Genomic DNA, 17,501 nt, shown 5'->3' with positions numbered 1-17,501 from the left:
CAGGAGCACAGGGGAGACCCTGTGCTCCTGCTCCGTTTTGGACCGGCGAATAGCCTCAGGGAGGCGGGAGGCTCGAGAGTCGTTCCAGCAGGCGATCCAGCTCGCCGACCCGGTACTCCCAGAGCGCCGGCGGCACCGGGCCGATGGCCAGGAGCTCGACCAGTACGCTGCGTACCTCCTCGGCGCGAGACAGCTCTCGCCCCAGGCTGTCGTTGAGGCGTTCTACCTGAATCGCCAGGCGCAGTGGGTCATCGCGATGGCTGACGCTGCCCTCGGCCAGCAAGGACAGATGAACCCTGACGCGGGCGAGGCGCTCCTCGACCGTATCAGTCGAGGCGGCGTCCCGGCGGGCGGCGTTGCGCCGGCGATGAGCGTCATGCAGGTCTTCCTCGAGCCTCGGGGTTTCCGGAAGCGGTACGTCCCGGGGGGCGTTGCCGGCCAGGTATTCGGCGTCGGCCTGCAGGTGGGCCTCGAGCAGGTGGCGTACTGCCTGCCAGGCCGTTACCGCTTCGGCCACTGCAAGCCGTTCCAGCCGTTGGCGTCGGGCGCGTACGATGCCTGACCAGCGTCGGCGCATGGCCTCGCTGCGGCGCCCGCCGGGGAGCGGCTCCAGTGCCGCGGCCTCGCTAATCGCCTGGGTCAACACCGCCTCGTCAGTGGGCCGGGTCGGCTGCCAGCCATCCATGCGGTCAATCAGTGCCTGCATGGCGTCGACCCGCTCGCCGGCACGGCGAGCGTTATCGTTTCGAGCCGCCTCACGGCTGGCGAAGATGGTGTCGCACAGGCCGCGGAACTCCCGCCATAGCGCCTGTTCCTCACCCTTGGGCGCCCGCCCAAGCTCCCGCCAGCGGCGTTGCAGCGCCTTGGCCTGTTCGGCGCGCCGGGCTGCCGGCATGTCGCCTTCCGATAGCTGCCGAGCCTCGTCGATAAGCTTGCCCTTGGCCGCGGCGATCTCCTGGGCGCGCTGGTCGATCAATGCCTGGAGTCGATGGCGAATGACACCGAACCGCCGGCCGATGGCCTCCGCCTGATGGCGAGGAACCGGTGACGCCCGCCGCCACTGATCCCGGGCACGGTCGCGGATTTCGCGCAGGACGTCGGGGTCGGCCTCCTGGGCAGGATGGTCGAGCAGGGTCTCGAGTTGCTCACAGAGGGCGGTGCGTGTCGCCAGATTGTTGTCCCGCTCGCCCTCCAGGCGCTCCCGCCAGGCCGCCAGGCGTTGATGGATGCGGTCCGAGGCGGTGCGGAAGCGTGCCGCCTGTTCGCGGTTGGCGGCGGCGTCGCCCAATGATTTCCACTCCTTGACCAGCTGACGATGGCGGCGGTCCAGGGAGCTTTCCACGATAGCCTCGTCATCGGCCAATGATTCGATGCTGGCCACCAGTTGTTCGCGCTTGGGGCCGGCCACGAAGCCGCGCCAGTCACGGAGTTCGGCCAGTCGCGCACCCAGTCGCCTGGCTCGTGCTTCCAGGGGGCGGAGCCGAGTGGAATCGGCTTGTTCGATAAGTTGTCGCAGGCGTTGGTGCAGTCGGCTGGCAGGCTTGAAGGCGCCGCGCTCGAGCAGGCGTTCTAGCTCGTCCAGCTGTTCTTCGACATGCTCCGCCGTTACTTCAGAAGTCGTGACGCGGTGCTCGAGGTGCTGGCGAGCCTTGCGGAGCAGCGGCGTGGGCGCCAGATTGTCGGGCCAGTCGATTGCCGCAAGCAGCTCCCGCATGCGTGCCTCATCGTCGTCTTCGAGGGCCTGCCTCAGGTCGTCGGCGTGTTGGCCAAGACGCTCCCAGGCGGCGCCGATTGCCTCGAAGCGGTTCAGGGCATCGTCATAGCGTCGGCGCAGCGCCTCGTCGGTAAGATGCTGGTCGGCGAGCTCCTGCCAACGCTGGGCCAGGAGTCGCTTCTGGGAGCGCAGGCTGGCGAGGTCCTGGGCACCCAGCGTCTCGCTTCGCTCGAGTGCCTCGAGGCTCTCTTCCAGCGCCTCCACCAGGCTCGTGCGGGCCTGCCTGGCATCCTCCCGGTGCCGGTGGGCCGCGGCATTGGCGCGCTCCTGCGCCTCGTGGTCCTCGACCACCTTGCGGCACCGCAGGCAGGCATCATGATAGCGACGCTCCAGGCTTGCCTCGGGGGTGTCTTTCGATTCTTGCCACTCACGCATCAGGTGGCGCAGACGCCCCGCATAGAGCGGCTCCCAGGGGGCGTTGGCATGCCGTTCCAGGGCGCTGACCAGTGCCTCGCGGCGCTCCTTGGCAAGGGCCAGCTGGGCGGCATCGGCGCGGCGGCGATTGAGTCGCTCGCGGGCCTGGCGCATCACCTGGCGGTCGCGCTTCGCCTCGCGCACCAGGCGCGCCAGGCCGGCATCGCTGTCGACCCTGGCCGCCGCGGCGTGGCGCACGGCAGCGATGCCGTTGTCACAGGCCTGGCGTACCAGGCTCGCCTCGTCGGGAAGGCGTTCGATCGCCGCCAGCCGAAGCTGCTGGTTGTCGCCCTCCAGGGCGATCGCCTCGAGCAGGTCGGGGTCGTTCAAGCGGCCCACCATGGCGACTCGGGCGGAGAGCTCCAGGTGGCCCTCCTTGCCGCATATCAGCGCCGTCAGGCGGCGCTGGAGCTCAGGGGGGCGTGCTTCATCATCGAGCAGGGATATCAAGCTCTCGGGATCGTCGAGGCGCATGAGTGCCGCGGTGCGCACGCTCGGGTCGGCGTCCGCCGCCAGTCGCTCCAGGGCGTGACGCTGGTCGTCACGGCCGGGGTCGAGACGCTCGATGGCCTGGCGGCGGACGCCGGGGTCGGGGTGTTTCCAGCGGGGCGCGAAGAGACGGCGTAGGAGTCCGGGCATTGGCTATCCTGGCGAGAAGGGCGGACGTGCCGTGGCGCGTCCGCTCAGGTCGTTGTGGGTCAATCGAGCATAGGCTATCTAAGCATGCGACGCGCCTGGGGAAAAGTCCGTGTCTTGCGGTGTCTGTGGTCGTATGGCGGCACTGACATGGAGGGGTGTCGCGGGTATGATGGTGTTGCAGGGGAGGTGCGAGTCGCTTAGCTTTGACTCTACTCTCATCACAGCGACATGGAGTTCGGTAATGAGCCTCAAACTGGACAGCGAAAGCACGGCCTTCACCTTCAAGGGAGGCATGCTGCCGATGACGGTCATGGAGCTGGCCAGTGCCGACCCCGAGCTGATTCGTGACCATCTGGCCGGCAAGCTCAGCCAGTCTCCGGCCTTCTTCGAGCATACGCCGGTGGTGCTTAGCGTCGAGAAGCTCGACGAGCCCTACCTCGCTCTGGAGCGTATCTGCGCCGTATGCCGGGCCCACAAGCTGCTGCCCGTTGCCGTGCGGGGTGGTGCCGATCCGGTCAAGCAATCGGCCTGGGCCCTGGGTCTGGGCTGGTTTCCCCCTCAGGAGGCCGGCAGGGGGCGCTCCCTCGAGAGCGTGGCGACCGGCGAGGATTATTTGCCACCAGACGAACCGGCTGAGCCGACGCTGCCGCCGGATGTCGCCAGTGGAGGGCGCATTTTTCGTGGCACGGTGCGTTCCGGACAGCAGCTTATCGCGCCCAGCGGTGATCTGGTGGTGATTGGAGCGGTCAATGCCGGCGCCGAGGTGCTCGCTGCGGGCAGCGTTCACGTCTATGGTGCCCTGCGTGGCCGGGCCCTGGCGGGTATTCATGGGGACGCCGAGGCCGGCATCTTCTGCCGCGAGCTCCATGCCGAGCTGCTTTCGGTGGCGGGTGATTACAAGCGTCTGGAGGACATCGACCGACGGTTGCTGGGGACTCCAGTGCAGGTTCGTCTCGACGGGGATCAGCTGGGCATCACGTCGCTCGCCTGAGCGACTCGCCCGTCGGTAGCCCGATCCAATTCAACAATACGACAGGAAGTGACTCTTGGCCAAGATCATCGTTGTGACCTCCGGCAAGGGAGGCGTCGGCAAGACAACCAGCGCGGCAGCCATTGCCACTGGCCTGGCTCTGCGCGGCAACAAGACCGTGGTGATCGACTTCGATGTCGGTCTGCGTAATCTGGACCTGATCATGGGCTGTGAGCGGCGCGTGGTCTACGACCTGGTGAATGTCATCCAGGGCGAGGCGGGGCTGAGCCAGGCATTGATCCGCGACAAGCGGGTGGATAACCTGCATATCCTTCCGGCTTCCCAGACCCGCGACAAGGAGGCCTTGACGCAGGAAGGGGTCGAGAAGGTACTCGACACCCTGAGCAAGGACTTCGACTACATCCTCTGTGACTCGCCCGCCGGCATCGAGGGTGGGGCGCAGCTGGCCATGTACTTCGCCGACGAGGCGATCGTGGTCACCAACCCCGAGATCTCCTCGGTACGTGACTCCGACCGTATTCTCGGCCTGCTGGCCTCCAAGACTCGGCGTGCCGAGCGTGGCGAGGATCCGATCAACGAGCACCTGCTCATCACCCGCTACAACCCGCTACGGGTCGATACCGGCGATATGCTCAACCTCGAGGATATCCGCGAGATTCTGGCCATCAATCTGATCGGCCTGATCCCGGAGTCGGAGGCGGTATTGCGCGCCTCCAACCAGGGGGTGCCGGTCACCCATGACGCCGTCAGCGATGCTGGCCAGGCCTATGCCGATACCGTGTCACGACTGATCGGTGAGGAAGTGCCCCTGCGTTTCCATGAGTATCAGAAGAAGAGTCTGCTCAGTCGCATGTTTGGAGGAGGTCGTCGGTGAAGCTGCTTGAATTCCTGAAGCGGGAGCGCAAGAAGTCCGCGCCAGTCGCCAAGGAGCGGCTGCAGATCATCGTGGCGCATCAGCGCAGCCAGCGAGGCAGGCCTGACTACATGCCGATGCTGGAGCGTGAGCTGCTGGAGGTGATCCGTCGCTATGTGCAGGTGGATGATGATGCCATCAATATCAATCTCGACAGCGAAGACAACTGTTCGGTGCTGGAGCTCAACGTGACGCTGCCCAAGGGGTCGCCGGGCTAAGCCTGTCTGGCTGAGTGATTCACTGGGCTGTGCTAGGCTGTGTCGTCCATGTTGAATCGCCGGAGAGACCTTGATGGCGCCGCCTGACGCCCCGCAGACCTTCCTGTGGCACGACTACGAAACCTTCGGTGCCGATCCGCGTCGCGATCGTCCGTCTCAGTTTGCCGCGATCCGCACCGATGCCGAGTTCAATGAGATCGGCGAGCCGGTGACCTGGTATTGCCGTCCGGCGGATGATTTCCTGCCGCATCCCCAGGCATGCCTCGTCACCGGTATTACCCCCCAGCAGGCGCGTCGCCGTGGATTGCCCGAGGCGCAGTTTGCCGGACAGATCGAGGCACTGATGAGCGTGCCGGGTACCTGTTCGGTGGGCTATAACAGCGTACGTTTCGATGACGAAGTCAGTCGCCATCTCTTCTATCGCAATCTCCTCGACCCCTATGCCCGCGAGTGGCAGAACGGTAACTCCCGCTGGGACCTGATCGACGTGGTGAGGGCCTTTCATGCCCTGCGCCCGGAAGGGCTCGAGTGGCCGCGCCGCGAGGATGGGGCGCCGAGCTTCCGACTCGAGGACCTCACCGCCGCCAACGGCATCGAGCACGCCGGGGCCCACGACGCCCTGGCCGACGTGCGCGCGACCATCGCCCTGGCCAGGCGCCTGCGCGAGGTCAATGCCAACCTCTTCGACCACCTGTTGAAGCTGCGCGGCAAGCGTGCCGTTGGCAAGCTGCTCGAGTCATCGGGGCGCAAGCCGCTGCTGCATATCTCGCGGCGCTACCCCGCCAGCCGTGGCTGTGCCGCCCTGGTGGTCCCCCTGGGGAAGCATCCCACCAACCCCAACGGGGTGATCGTCTATGACCTCTCGGTGGACCCGGCGCCGCTCCTCGAGCTTTCCGCCGAGCAGATTCGTCGGCGAGTCTTCGTCAGCAATGATGATCTCGCCGAGGGGGCCGAGCGTATTCCGCTCAAGGTTATCCATATCAACAAGTGTCCCGTGCTGTTTCCGGCCAGCGTCTTGAAGGATGTGTCGGGGCCGAGGCGCGGGGAGCACGGCGATATCGTCGAGCGCCTGGGCCTGGATATGGCGTCCTGCCGCGAGCACTGGAAGCGCCTGGCGGGCCACGCCGAAGTGGGTGACCGGGCCGCCGAGGTGTTTTCCGAACCGCCGCCGGAAGGGCCCCGGGACCCCGATGTGATGCTCTATTCGGGTGGTTTCTTTTCGCCCGCCGATCGCCGCCAGATGCAGCAGGTGCGAGAGATGGAGCCCTGGGACCTGGTGGGGGCGCGTTTCGCCTTTCAGGACCCGCGCCTCGAAGAGATGCTGTTCCGCTTCCGTGCGCGCAGCTTTCCGGAGACGATGGAAGGCGAGGAGCTGGCCCAGTGGGAGGCCTACCGCTGGGCGCGCATGAACGATGCCGACGTGGCCAGCCTGACCCTCAAGGGGTTCGCCCGGGAAATCGAGCGGCTCAACCATGTCGAGCTGAGCGACCGCGACCGTCAGGTCCTCGAGGAGCTGGTGATGCATGTCGAGGCCATCCTGCCGCCCCAGGCCTTCGATGCCGATTGACGCGTCGCCTTCCCCTTCGTAGCCGCTTTTGCCCGGCCTTCAATCGCCAGTGCCACATCACAGTGATGTGGCACTCTTCCGGCTTATAGCTCAGGTATTCACTCCTCACACCTTACTCTTCACCCCTCACTCTCCACCCTCAGGCAGCGGCTCGAGATCAGCGGTAAGCGCCAGCACGTCGTCGGGCGCATCACCCGGGTCGAAGGCGACGCGTATCGTGGGGCTGGCCATCAGGGTAGTCCAGGCCTGGCGCAATTCGTCGACGGACACCTTCAACACGCGCTCGGCGAGCCGTTCGCGGCGATCGAACTCGGTATCACCATAGGCCAGGGCGCGCCACAGTCGATTGGTACGGCCGCCCAGGCTGGTATCGCGCCGGGTCAAATCGGCGTAAACCGCCTGGCGATAAGGGGCCATCGCCTCCTCATCCAGTGTCTCCAGGGTGTTGGTGAACGTCTCCAGGAAGCGATCCATATGGTCGGCGATCTTGTCGCTGTGGGTCTCCGGTGACTGGACCAGCAGGGCGAGGCCCGGGGCATCCAGCATCGGAGAGTAGCCGGCATGGACCACGTAACCGAGCTGCTGTTCGGTGCGCAGGCGCTGATAGAAGGGGGTGTCGATCAGCTGGCCCAGCAGCGCCAGTCGTGCCTGGCTGTCCAGGGAGCGGTCCGGGCCCTGCAGGTAGCGCAGCAGTATCGACTCCTCGCGGCTGGTGGGCGGCGCCAGGCTGGGAAGATCCGGCGCGACATCCAGCGGGACCAGGTCGGGAATCGCCGCCGCCGTGAGGCTCGGTGCCAGGGCCTTGGCCACCCGGCGCGCGAGGGTGTCGGCCTGTTCGGTGCCAATATTACCGACCGCCATGGCCTCCAGGCGCAGCTCATCGAGGAAGGCGTCGCGGAAACGGCGCAGATCGTCGGTCGTCAGGTCCTTGCTTGCCTCGAGTAGTGCGGCGCTGGGCCATTGGGGGCGTACCAGGGCCTCGGCCAGGGTGCGGTTGGCCTGGCGGTGAAGCGAGTCCTGGGGGGCGTTTCGCCACTGGCGCTGCAGGCGGTAGCGCACACGCTCGAAGGTGGCCGGTTCGATGGAACCGTGCTGTAGCTGCTCGATCACCCGCTCCATCACCTTGTCCTGGCGGTCGCGCCAGCCGGAAAAGGCCAGGGTCATGCCCCTGGCGTGGGCATAGGCCTCGAGGCCCTGGCCGGCCAGCCGTGCCGGATAGAGGGCCTCGTTAAGGCTGTCCTCCAGCCATCCGGCCAGCAGGCGGGCCTGCACCGCCGCGCGAGGCGCCTCGGCGGCTCGCGGGTGCTGGAGGCTGAAGCGCCATTCTACCTTGGGCGTATCGAAGCTGGCGTCGGACATCTGCCAGAAGGCGAAGGCGGGCTCGTCGATGCGCTGGTGAGGGCGCTCATCCTGGGCGTCGAGCAGCGCAAGATCCTCGGCGATATAGGGATTGGGTTCGGGCAGCGCCAGGTTGCCCAGGACCGTGGCGTCGTCGGCATGCGAGTCGTCGCGCCAGGGGGCATCGAACCACGGCGAGGTCTGCTCGCCTTCGATGTCGGGCGCGCTATAGAGGCGGATCAGATTGTCGGGGGTGAGGGTGGCGAGGTAGTGGCGGGTACGCTCGCGATCGAAGCCGTCCATGCGGTAGTCGGCGTATTGCACGTCCTCAACCGGGAAGCGGGCCAGGTTCATGGCCAGGCGCATGGCGTCCTGCTGAGGCGAGCCGTGTTGCTGGAATTGAAAGCTCTGCTGGGCCAGGCGTGCCTGCTGGTCGTAGCGCCATGCCTCGGGGCCGGCCTCGCGAATGGTCTCGACGGCGGCGAGCAGGCTGGATTCGATGGCGTCACGGTGCTCCGCTCCTTGAGGGGTCAGGCTGATGCTGACGGTAAACAGGGCGTGGCTTCCATCGCCCCGGGAGACGCCCGCGGAGAGGCCGTCGGCCCAGCCTGCTTCGCGCAGGGCGGCGAGCAGGCTGCCTTCGCCCTCATGCCCCAGCAGGTGGGCGATCAGGTCGGCGGGCTTGTGCCGGTAGTCGGTGATGGGGTCGGGCACGGGGAAAAAGAAGTTCAGCTCACGGCTGTCGCGCAGCGACTTCACCGCGACCCGCCGGGGGAGCTGCTCCGGCACGGCCAGCGGGGCGGCGATCTCCGGGCGGTCGAGCCCGCGGTCGAGCACGCCCGCGAACCGCGTGGCGACCAGGTTCTCCAGTTCGTCGAGGGGCTGGGGGGCGACCACCGCCAGGTGCATGACGTTGGCGCCGTAATGGGATTCATAGAAGTCGATGACGCGCTCGCGCAGGCTGGGCTCGTCGTCGGGGCGGTCGGCCAGGGTGCGGCGGCTGCCAACCGAGAAGCCGGTAAAGGGGTGGTCGGGATTTAACAGGCGGTCCAGCACGTCGTTTTCGCGCCGTCCCTCGTCACGGATGCGCGCCATATACTCGGAGTGCACCACGTTGCGTTCACTCTCCAGGCGGTCGGCGTTGAAGAGCGGGGCGATAAAGAACTGGCTGAAGCGATCCAGGGCGCCCTCGAGGGCATCGGGCTCGATGGTAAAGAAGTAATTGGTGTCCTGGGGGGCGGTAAAGGCGTTGTGGTTGCCGCCATGCCGGGTCAGATAGCCCTGGTAGGCGTCGGCCTCGGGATAGGGTTCGGTGCCTAGAAACAGCATATGCTCGAGGAAATGGGCGAGGCCGGCCAGGTCCTGTGGGTCCTGGGCGCTGCCCACCGAGACGTTGAGCGATGCCGCGGCCTTGTCGGCCTCGGGGTCGCTGACCAGCAGGGCGGTCAGGCCGTTCTCCAGGGTCAGCACACGGTAGTCGCGTTCGTCGTGGGGGCTGACCCGTGGCGCGATGCTCGCGTCGATCGCCTCGGCCGCGGCGGGCATTGCTTCGGAGGTCTGGGGCTGGGAGGCCAGGCCAGGTGACGACAGGCCCAGCAGCACCAGCAGCGAAGGCAGTAGTCGCCCACAACGGGCGACGGACAGGGTAGGCAAGGTTCTCACTCCTTGTGCGGTGACTCGGCTCAGGCGTCGTGGCGCAGCATGGGGCCGACCGGATGGGCGCAGGCCGCGTCCTGGTTCGCCGGATGATTAACACGTCTTGATACCGGAAAAGCGCCCAACAGTTCCCTGGGCGCCGGCGTGAGCATGGCCTGGGCCGCCTCGAGGGGCGTCTGCGGGTCGAGCCAGCGCCCTGCGTCGGCGGGCGAAATGACCGCCGGCAGGCGGTCGCTGAGCGGTGCCATCAGGCCGTTGGTTGGCACCGTGATCAGCGCCATGGAGTCGGTATGCTCGGCCAGGCTGGTATGGAATCGACACCAGAGTGCGGCCAGCAGCAGGGGGCCACGATCCACCCGGGTGACCAGGAAGGGCTGCTTGAACCGCGGCTGGGGTTTCCATACATAGACGCCGGTGACCGGCACCAGGCAGCGACGAGCCTGGAAGGCCTCGCGAAACATTCGGCGCGAGGCCAGGGATTCGGCGCGCGCGCAGTGGGGCGCGTGGTCCAGCACCTCCAGCCAGGGGGGCGTCAGCCCCCAGAACAGCTGCCCCAGGCGAAGGCGGCCGGCCTCGAGGCGAATGCCCGAGAGCATGCGGCGAGGAGCCAGGTTGGCGCCGGTCACCAGGGGGGTGTCTGTTGCCAGGTCGGGCAGCAGCTGGCTGATGTCGAACGGGGCGATATGCAGTCGGCCGGCCATGGGATCTCCGGGTCTTGGAGCATCAGGGTAACACGGCTATCGAAAACAGTGTTCGATGTGCGCTATCCTTGGGGACCTTCAAGCAACTGCCCGCTCCGGCTCGTGAGGATCTCGATGGCTCGTCCCAGACAGCACGCCCCCGAGGCACTGCATGCCCAGGTCATGGCGGCCTGTGACGCCTGGCTGCAGGAAAATTCCGTACACGGCCTGTCACTGCGCGCCGTGGCACGCGAGGTGGGGTGTGCGCCCAGCACGCTGCTCAAGCTCTATGGCAGTTTTCACAACCTCCTGCAGCACGTCAATATCGAGACCCTGGGCCACCTGCGAGAAGTCATCGAACCGTTGACCGGCCAGGCAACCCCCGAAGAGCGGCTGCGTGCCCTGGCGCGTGCCTACTGGCAGTTTGCCCAGCGGGAGGCCTTCCGCTGGCAGCTGCTGTTCGATTTTCCGCTGGCTCAGGAGGGAGAGCTGGATCAGCGTCAGAACGAGATGATCGAAGCCCTCTTCCGGCGTGTCGAGCTCACTCTCAAGGAGCATCAGCCGGCCCTGGATGATCTCGAGGCGCGTCGTCTGGGCCGCACCCTCTGGGGTAGCGTGCATGGCCTGGTGCTGCTGGGCCTTAACGAACGCCTGGGCTATTGGCAGGGGCAACAGCTGGAAGTGGGTGAGCTGCTTGATCAGCTTCTCGTGACCCTCCTCGCCGGCCTGCGGGCCAAGTAGGTGCCGTGGTGACGGCGTTGTTCTCGATTCCGCTTGTCTGTGGGGCGCTATGGCTTGCCTGGCGCATCATGCGGGCGCCACGCCCGGCGGTGCGCCTGCTGATCCATCTGCTGGTTCGCACCCTCTATCGGCTGCGCCTGACGGGCCTCGAGCATCTTCCCAGGCACGGGGCGGCACTGGTGGTGTGCAACCACGTCAGTTTCATGGATGCCCTGGTCATGGGGGGCGCGAGTCCGCGGCCGCTACGCTTTCTGATGGACAAACCGATCTATGACTCGCCCTGGCTCAACTGGCTGTTTCGACTGGTGGGCGCGATTCCCGTGGAGTCGGAGCGCAATAATCCCGGCTGTTTGCGCCGGGCCCTGGCGGAGGTGAGCCGGGCGCTGCGCAATGGCGAGGTGGTGATGCTGTTTCCCGAGGGGCGATTGACCCTGGATGGCGAGGTGCAGGAGTTTCGTCGCGGCCTCGAGCTGATCCTCGCTCGTGACCCGGTGCCGGTGATACCGGCGAGCCTGTCCGGGTTGTGGGGCTCATGGACCTCGCACTGCCACGGCCGCGCGTTGAGCCAGCGTCCGCGTCGTTTTCGCGCTCGAGTGATGCTGCGCCTCGGTGAGCCGCTATCCCCCGGGACGGCCACTCGCCGCCACCTAGAGGCGCGGGTTCGGGAGCTCAAGCAAGAGGGCGATGCCTGGACGCAGCCGGCCGCCGAACAGCAGGCCCTGAGTCGCTGAGAGGCGTCTTATCGACGCCGCGGCGCCGGCCAGCAGCGGGCGGCGGTGATCAGGTTGTCGCGCACTTCCTGAATTTCCATGCGCACATCGCCCACCTGGAGCGAGGCGGGGCCCTCCGGGAAGGCCTCCAGGTGTTCGAGGATCAGGCCGTTGAGCGTCTTGGGGCCGTCGGTGGGTAACTGCCACCCCAGCGACTTGTTGACGTCGCGGATGTTGGCGGTGCCTTCGATCACCACGCTGCCGTCTTCCTGGTGGTGGATATCTTCATGCATGCCTGCCACGTCGGTGGTGAACTCGCCGACGATCTCCTCGAGGATGTCCTCCAGGGTGACCAGCCCCTCCACGTCGCCATATTCGTCCACCACGATGCCGATGCGTCGCTTCTGCTTCTGAAAGTTGAGCAGTTGGGTGTGCAGCGGGTTGGACTCGGGAATGAAGTAGGGTTCCCGGGCCTCCTGGACGATGGCGGCCTTGGTCACCTCGCCGCGGGAGAGGAAGCGTGCCGCATTGCGCAGATGCAGCATGCCGATGATGTTGTTGATGTCGCCCTTGTAGACCGGTAGCCGCGTGTGCTGACTGGTGCGAATCTGGGCCAGGATCTCGTCGAGCTCGTCGTCCAGGTTGATGCCGACCACCTCGTGGCGAGGCACCATGATGTCGTTCACGGTGACGTTCTCGAGGTCGAGAATGGAGAGCAGCATGGTCTGGTGACGCTGGGGGATCAGGGTTCCCGCCTCGTGGACCACGGTGCGGAGTTCATCGCGGGTCAGGTTGTCGCCATCGCCATCGATGCTGCGTACGCCGATTAGTCGCAGCAGGCCGTTGGAGATGATGTTGACCAGCCATACCAGCGGGTAGAGCAGCTTCAGCAGTGGCTCGAGAATCAGCGAGGCGGGATAGGCGATGCGCTCCGGTTTCACCGCCGCATAGGTCTTGGGCGTGACTTCGGCGAAGATCAGTATGGTGATGGTCAGCGCGGCGGTGGCCACGGCCGGGCCGGTAACGTCGCCGAGGAAGTGGATGGCGATAATGGTGGCAATGGAGGCCGCCAGGTTATTGACGAAATTATTGCCGATCAGGATGACGCCGATCAGTCGGTCCGGGCGAGCCAGCAGCCTGGCGACCCGCTGGGCGCGAGTCTCGCCGCTGTTGACCCAGTGGCTGAGGCGGTAGCGGTTGATCGACATCATGCCGGTCTCGGAGCTCGAGAAGAAGGCCGACAGGCAGACAAGCAGGAACAGCAGGCCAAGCAGCAGTCCCAGAGGGAAGTCGTCGCTCAAGTCGAAGGGTCCTCGGTCGCGGGTCAGGCTCGATTTGACGGGTAGTGGGCGCGAGGCGTCAAGATGCCAGAGTGGCCACGTTAGCCGTGGCTAAGCAGCACTTCAAGCACGAAGAGGCTGCCGAAATAGGCGGCCAGCAGTACCGCGCAGCCGCCCAGGGTCCAGCGCACGGCGCGCATGCCGCGCCAGCCCAGGCGGTAGTGGCTGAACAGAAGAATGGCGAAGATGACCCAGGCGGCCAGCGAGAGAATCGTCTTGTGAGCCAGATGCTGGGCGAACATGTTGTCGAGAAAGATAAAGCCGCTGAGGATCGACAGGGTCAGCAGCGCCATGCCGGCCCAGATCAACTCGAAGAGCAGGCGTTCCATGGAGGTCAGCGGGGGCAGGGCCTGGACGAGGCCGCGTATATGGTGGTGGCGCAGGGCGTGATTCTGCAGGCCGAGTAGCGTGGCCTGGGCGGCAGCGATGGCCAGCACGGCAAAGCCCAGCAACGAGCTGATGGCGTGCAGGGCGATGCCCGGAGGAAGCGTCTCGGCAGGCGGTGGCGCCGGCACCGTGGCCGCCAGCAGCAGGGCGGCCCCCGCCAGCGGCAGGATGCCCGTTGCGGCACTCAGCACCGGCTTGAACAGGCTGATGCCCAGCAGTATCGCCACCGCCATGGCGCTGATCAGCACCATGCTGGCGTAGAGGCCGGGCAGCACCTGGGCGTCATGGCCGAACAGGCCGGCCACCAGGGGCAGGTGGCAGAGCAGGCCCAGCAGCGCCAGGCCGCGTACCAGCAGCGGCTGTGGTGCGACCCGGCGAGCCAGGGTCAGCCCTTGCCAGGAGGCGGCGGCGGTATAGAGAAGAAAGGCCGTTATGGCCAGGGCGAGCGCCTGCATGGGGTGCGATCCGTGCGCTTGAGAAAAGGTAAACAGCATAAGCCTGACAGCGGTGTGCTTACTATACCCAATCACCCGCCTGTCGCACAGGTCGTGAACTGTGGCGCCTCGCCATGGTGGTCGCTTTCGGGTTGGGCCGGGTGCATGGAGACTCGAGGCCACAGCGCGTATAATCGCTCGCAACCTTAAGGCCATCGCATATGTGGAGAGGCCCATGTTTCAGAATCTCAGCGAGCGCCTGTCGCAGACGCTCAAGTCGATCAAGGGTCAGGCCCGCCTGACCGAAGATAACGTCAAGGACACCCTGCGCGAGGTGCGCCGCGCGCTGCTCGAGGCGGATGTCGCCCTGCCGGTGGTCAAGGACTTCATCGAGCGGGTGCGCGAGCGTGCCGTGGGCCAGGAAGTCTCCAAGAGCCTTTCGCCCGGCCAGCAGTTCGTCAAGATCGTCCAGCAGGAGCTGGAAGTGACCATGGGCGAAGCCAACGAGGGGCTGACCCTCAAGGGTTCGCCGGCAGTGGTGCTGATGGCCGGCCTGCAGGGCGCGGGCAAGACGACCTCGGTGGCCAAGCTGGCACGCTACCTGCGCGAGCGTGAAAAGAAGAAGGTGCTGGTGGTGTCTGCCGACGTATATCGTCCGGCGGCCATCGATCAGCTCGAGACCCTGGCGAAGGAGGTCGAGGTCGACTTCTTCCCGTCGCGCTCCGACCAGCAGCCTGTGGCGATCGCCGATGCCGCGATCAAGCACGCCAAGATCCAGTTCCACGACGTGGTGCTGGTGGATACCGCGGGTCGCCTGGCCATCGACGAGGCCATGATGGCCGAGATCCAGGCGCTGCATAAGGCCGCCTCGCCCCAGGAGACGCTGTTCGTCGTCGACGCCATGACCGGCCAGGATGCGGCCAATACCGCCAAGGCCTTCCATGAGGCGCTGCCATTGACCGGGGTGATCCTCACCAAGGCCGATGGCGATGCCCGCGGCGGTGCGGCGCTCTCGGTGCGTCATGTCACCGGCAAGCCGATCAAGTTCATGGGCGTGGGCGAGAAGGTCGATGCCCTCGAGCCCTTCCACCCGGATCGCGTCGCGTCGCGCATCCTCGGGATGGGCGACATGCTGTCGCTGATCGAGGAGGCCGAGCGCAGCGTCGACAAGGGCAAGGCCGAGAAGCTGGCCAAGAAGGTCAAGAAGGGCCAGGGCTTCGATCTCGAGGACTTCCGCGAACAGCTTCAGCAGCTCAAGAAGATGGGCGGCATGGGCGGCCTGCTGGGCAAACTGCCCGGCATGGGGCAGATGGCCGAGATGGCCCAGGGGCCGGGGCCGGAGAAGGAAATGGGCAAGCTCGAGGCGCTCATCAACTCCATGACGCCCCAGGAACGCCGCAAGCCGGAGGTCATCAACGGCTCGCGCAAGCGGCGCATCGCCGCCGGTGCCGGCCTGCAGGTGCCCGACCTGAACCGTCTGCTCAAGCAGCACAAGCAGATGCAGAAGATGATGAAGAAGGCGGGCAAGAAGGGCGGCATGCAGAACATGATGCGCGGCATGTCCGGCATGATGGGCGGCGGTGGCCCGGGTGGCCCCGGCGGCATGGGAGGAATGGGCGGCCCCGGTGGCAAGCCCTGGCAATAGTTCCGGACCCGATAGCAGGTGCTAGCCGCGAAAGGCGCTGGGGGTAAGCCGCAGAGGAGGTCCTATGCCAGGGTGAGAAGCACTGCTTCGAACGGGCTGGCCATGGATGGTCAGCACCGGTCCTGCAAGCGGAGCAGGACGCGAGAGCGAAGCCAGGGCATCGGTAGCGCCCAGGGAAGGGTTTACAGCGCCTCCTCGAAGGCTTGCCGCCAGATCAGCCTTGAGCGTAATAAGCAATTTGCGATAACCCCGAAAAAGGTTCCCAAGCGGGACTGTTTTCCGTAGAATGCTGCGTCTTGACTGACAGGACCGCGAGTCTCGCGGTCATCGTCGTGACCGAATCCCAATCAACCGAAGGACTTAATAGGCCATGGTTACCATTCGTCTGGCTCGTGGTGGCGCCAAGAAGCGTCCCTTCTACCACCTGACCGTTACCGATTCTCGCAAGGCCCGTGACGGCCGCTTCATCGAGCGTCTCGGCTTCTTCAACCCGGTCGCCCGTGGTCAGGAAGAGCGCCTGCGCATCGACCTCGACCGCATCACCCACTGGCAGAGCCAGGGTGCCCAGCTCTCCGGCCGCGTGGCCGAGCTGGTCAAGGAAGCTCGCAAGCAGGCCTGAGTCTGATGCGATGGTTGTCTCGGTCCCGAGGTCGTCGATGAGCGAATCCGCAAAGGCCAAGCCCGCCGACGATCATGTGGTGCTGGGAAAATTGACCAGCCCCTATGGCGTGAAGGGCTGGCTCAAGGTGTACTCGTACACCAGCCCCATGGAGGGCATCCTCGACTACTCCGACTGGGTCGTGCGCCACGGCAAGACGCTGGAGCGCCGTCGCCTGATACAGGGGCGTCGCCACGGCAAGGGCCTGGTGGCTCGGCTCGAGGGATGTGATTCTCGCGAGGCTGCGGAAGCGCTGGCCGGCGCCGAGATCGTGTTCCCCAAGGCCGAACTGCCCGAGCTCGGCGGTGATGATTTCTACTGGCACGAACTGGAAGGCCTGCGGGTCGTGACCCGTGATGGCAGCGTGCTGGGTCGCATCGATCATCTCTTCGAGACCGGTGCCAATGACGTCATGGTCGTGAAGGGAAGCCTCGAGACGGACGCTATCGATGCCCGCGAGCGGCTACTGCCGTTTCTGCCCGAGGAGGTAATCCTCGAGGTGGACTGCGCCGCCGGGGTGATGCGCGTCGACTGGAATCCCGAGTTTTGACGGAGCCCGGTTCGATGATGACCGATTCGATGCCATCCGAGCGGGTGGCCGACATGTGGATCGGGGTCGTTTCGCTGTTTCCGGAGATGTTCGAGGCGATCACTCGCCATGGGGTTACCGGAAGGGCCGTCGACAAGGGGCGTATCGCGCTGGAGATCTGGAACCCGCGCGACTTCGCCATCGATAGGCATCGCACCGTGGACGACCGCCCCTATGGCGGTGGACCGGGGATGCTGATGAAGGTCGATACCCTGCGGGCGGCAATTCATGCCGCCAGAGCCAGGGCCGAGCAGGCCACCGGGCAGCGCCCGAAGGTGGTCTATCTGTCGCCCCAGGGGCGGCGGCTCGACCAGGCCGGCGTGCAGGAACTGGCCGTCGGACCGCCACTGGTCGTGGTGGCAGGGCGTTATGAAGGCATCGATGAGCGCGTGGTAGAGGGCGACATCGATGAGGAATGGTCGATCGGCGACTATGTGTTGAGCGGCGGCGAGCTGCCCGCGATGGTGCTGATCGATGCCGCGGCAAGGCTGGTGCCCGGGGTGCTGGGCCATCAGGATTCCGCGGTCGAGGACTCCTTCAATGATGGGCTGCTGGATTGCCCGCACTATACTCGCCCGGAGGAAATCGACGGGCGACAGGTGCCGGAGGTGCTGCTGAGCGGTAACCATGGCGCTATCCGGCGCTGGCGGCTGAAGCAGTCGCTGGGGCGTACCTGGCAGCGGCGCCCCGACCTGCTGGAAGGCAGGGAGTTGAGCAAGGAGCAGCATAAGCTGTTGAAGGAGTTCCTCGAGGAGCACGCGCTGCCCGCCAGATAGGGCAGGGCGGAGGTGCGGGACCGCTGAGCCT

General features: G+C 66.0%; 15 protein-coding genes. 10 read left to right on the top strand and 5 right to left on the bottom strand.

Annotated features, from left to right (window positions below; all coding sequences use genetic code 11):
- Positions 1-55 precede the first annotated feature (55 nt).
- Entirely contained in the window at positions 56-2,827 is a 2,772-nt protein-coding gene (locus Q358_RS0101425) for a DUF349 domain-containing protein (protein ID WP_027960407.1), read from the bottom strand.
- Positions 2,828-3,068: 241 nt separating this feature from the next.
- Between Q358_RS0101425 and minC the strand changes: the two genes are divergently transcribed.
- The 4 genes from minC to sbcB all read left to right on the top strand — a co-directional run bounded on the left by minC (position 3,069) and on the right by sbcB (position 6,516).
- Positions 3,069-3,818 (top strand): septum site-determining protein MinC, encoded by a 750-nt coding sequence (gene minC, locus Q358_RS0101420; RefSeq protein WP_027960406.1) that lies wholly within the window; start codon positions 3,069-3,071, stop codon positions 3,816-3,818.
- A gap of 55 nt (positions 3,819-3,873) precedes the next feature.
- On the top strand, positions 3,874-4,692 hold the full coding sequence (minD, locus tag Q358_RS0101415) for a septum site-determining protein MinD (RefSeq protein ID WP_027960405.1): 819 nt from the start codon (positions 3,874-3,876) through the stop codon (positions 4,690-4,692).
- Positions 4,689-4,949 carry a cell division topological specificity factor MinE gene (gene minE, locus Q358_RS0101410; RefSeq protein WP_027960404.1) on the top strand — a complete coding sequence of 87 codons (261 nt, stop codon included), beginning with the start codon at positions 4,689-4,691 and terminating at the stop codon, positions 4,947-4,949. Before minD ends, minE begins: the two co-directional genes overlap by 4 nt.
- Positions 4,950-5,022: 73 nt before the next feature.
- Positions 5,023-6,516, top strand: a complete 1,494-nt coding sequence (gene sbcB, locus Q358_RS0101405) for an exodeoxyribonuclease I (RefSeq protein ID WP_027960403.1) — start codon at positions 5,023-5,025, stop codon at positions 6,514-6,516.
- Positions 6,517-6,642: 126 nt separating this feature from the next.
- Here sbcB and Q358_RS0101400 read toward each other — a convergent pair whose 3' ends face one another.
- Both Q358_RS0101400 and Q358_RS0101395 read right to left on the bottom strand, forming a co-directional pair.
- Positions 6,643-9,399, bottom strand: coding sequence for an insulinase family protein (locus Q358_RS0101400; protein WP_084286406.1), 2,757 nt, complete (start codon positions 9,397-9,399; stop codon positions 6,643-6,645).
- A 137-nt stretch (positions 9,400-9,536) separates the two neighbouring features.
- A complete protein-coding gene (locus Q358_RS0101395; RefSeq protein ID WP_027960401.1) occupies positions 9,537-10,211 on the bottom strand; it encodes an SOS response-associated peptidase in 675 nt (224 codons plus the stop codon).
- 114 nt (positions 10,212-10,325) lie between these two features.
- Here Q358_RS0101395 and Q358_RS0101390 point away from each other — a divergent pair, with 114 nt between their 5' ends.
- Entirely contained in the window at positions 10,326-10,931 is a 606-nt protein-coding gene (locus Q358_RS0101390; RefSeq protein WP_027960400.1) for a TetR/AcrR family transcriptional regulator, read from the top strand.
- Between the two features lie 68 nt (positions 10,932-10,999).
- A complete protein-coding gene (locus Q358_RS16290) occupies positions 11,000-11,662 on the top strand; it encodes a 1-acyl-sn-glycerol-3-phosphate acyltransferase (RefSeq protein WP_051530116.1) in 663 nt (220 codons plus the stop codon).
- 8 nt (positions 11,663-11,670) lie between these two features.
- Here the strand turns inward: Q358_RS16290 and Q358_RS0101380 are convergent, their stop codons facing one another.
- Positions 11,671-12,942: an HlyC/CorC family transporter gene (locus Q358_RS0101380; protein WP_027960399.1), complete on the bottom strand. Its 1,272-nt coding sequence runs from the start codon at positions 12,940-12,942 to the stop codon at positions 11,671-11,673.
- Between the two features lie 80 nt (positions 12,943-13,022).
- Entirely contained in the window at positions 13,023-13,823 is an 801-nt protein-coding gene (locus Q358_RS0101375) for a cytochrome C assembly family protein (RefSeq protein ID WP_027960398.1), read from the bottom strand.
- 214 nt (positions 13,824-14,037) lie between these two features.
- Between Q358_RS0101375 and ffh the strand changes: the two genes are divergently transcribed.
- The 4 genes from ffh to trmD all read left to right on the top strand — a co-directional run bounded on the left by ffh (position 14,038) and on the right by trmD (position 17,470).
- A complete protein-coding gene (gene ffh, locus Q358_RS0101370; protein ID WP_027960397.1) occupies positions 14,038-15,447 on the top strand; it encodes a signal recognition particle protein in 1,410 nt (469 codons plus the stop codon).
- 370 nt (positions 15,448-15,817) lie between these two features.
- Positions 15,818-16,066 (top strand): 30S ribosomal protein S16, encoded by a 249-nt coding sequence (gene rpsP, locus Q358_RS0101365; protein ID WP_027960396.1) that lies wholly within the window; start codon positions 15,818-15,820, stop codon positions 16,064-16,066.
- A 37-nt stretch (positions 16,067-16,103) separates the two neighbouring features.
- On the top strand, positions 16,104-16,655 hold the full coding sequence (rimM, locus tag Q358_RS0101360; protein ID WP_027960395.1) for a ribosome maturation factor RimM: 552 nt from the start codon (positions 16,104-16,106) through the stop codon (positions 16,653-16,655).
- Positions 16,656-16,708: 53 nt separating this feature from the next.
- The gene (gene trmD / locus Q358_RS0101355) at positions 16,709-17,470 is read left to right on the top strand and encodes a tRNA (guanosine(37)-N1)-methyltransferase TrmD (protein ID WP_027960394.1); all 762 of its coding nucleotides are present in this window, start codon (positions 16,709-16,711) and stop codon (positions 17,468-17,470) included.
- Positions 17,471-17,501: the final 31 nt, after the last annotated feature.

Source organism: Halomonas halodenitrificans DSM 735, from assembly GCF_000620045.1.
GTDB classification, from domain to species: domain Bacteria; phylum Pseudomonadota; class Gammaproteobacteria; order Pseudomonadales; family Halomonadaceae; genus Halomonas; species Halomonas halodenitrificans.
This window is presented reverse-complemented; position numbering and strand designations above follow the sequence as displayed.

Bases quoted from the DNA above. Each gene is read 5' to 3' on its own strand.
- ffh (WP_027960397.1), top strand. From the start codon at position 14,038: ATGTTTCAGAATCTCAGCGAGCGCCTGTCGCAGACGCTCAAGTCGATC.
- trmD (WP_027960394.1), top strand. From the start codon at position 16,709: ATGTGGATCGGGGTCGTTTCGCTGTTTCCGGAGATGTTCGAGGCGATC.
- Q358_RS0101375 (WP_027960398.1), bottom strand. From the start codon at position 13,823: ATGCAGGCGCTCGCCCTGGCCATAACGGCCTTTCTTCTCTATACCGCC.
- rimM (WP_027960395.1), top strand. From the start codon at position 16,104: ATGAGCGAATCCGCAAAGGCCAAGCCCGCCGACGATCATGTGGTGCTG.
- Q358_RS0101390 (WP_027960400.1), top strand. From the start codon at position 10,326: ATGGCTCGTCCCAGACAGCACGCCCCCGAGGCACTGCATGCCCAGGTC.
- minC (WP_027960406.1), top strand. From the start codon at position 3,069: ATGAGCCTCAAACTGGACAGCGAAAGCACGGCCTTCACCTTCAAGGGA.
- rpsP (WP_027960396.1), top strand. From the start codon at position 15,818: ATGGTTACCATTCGTCTGGCTCGTGGTGGCGCCAAGAAGCGTCCCTTC.
- Q358_RS16290 (WP_051530116.1), top strand. From the start codon at position 11,000: ATGCGGGCGCCACGCCCGGCGGTGCGCCTGCTGATCCATCTGCTGGTT.
- Q358_RS0101425 (WP_027960407.1), bottom strand. From the start codon at position 2,827: ATGCCCGGACTCCTACGCCGTCTCTTCGCGCCCCGCTGGAAACACCCC.
- Q358_RS0101400 (WP_084286406.1), bottom strand. From the start codon at position 9,399: ATGCCCGCCGCGGCCGAGGCGATCGACGCGAGCATCGCGCCACGGGTC.
- Q358_RS0101395 (WP_027960401.1), bottom strand. From the start codon at position 10,211: ATGGCCGGCCGACTGCATATCGCCCCGTTCGACATCAGCCAGCTGCTG.
- sbcB (WP_027960403.1), top strand. From the start codon at position 5,023: ATGGCGCCGCCTGACGCCCCGCAGACCTTCCTGTGGCACGACTACGAA.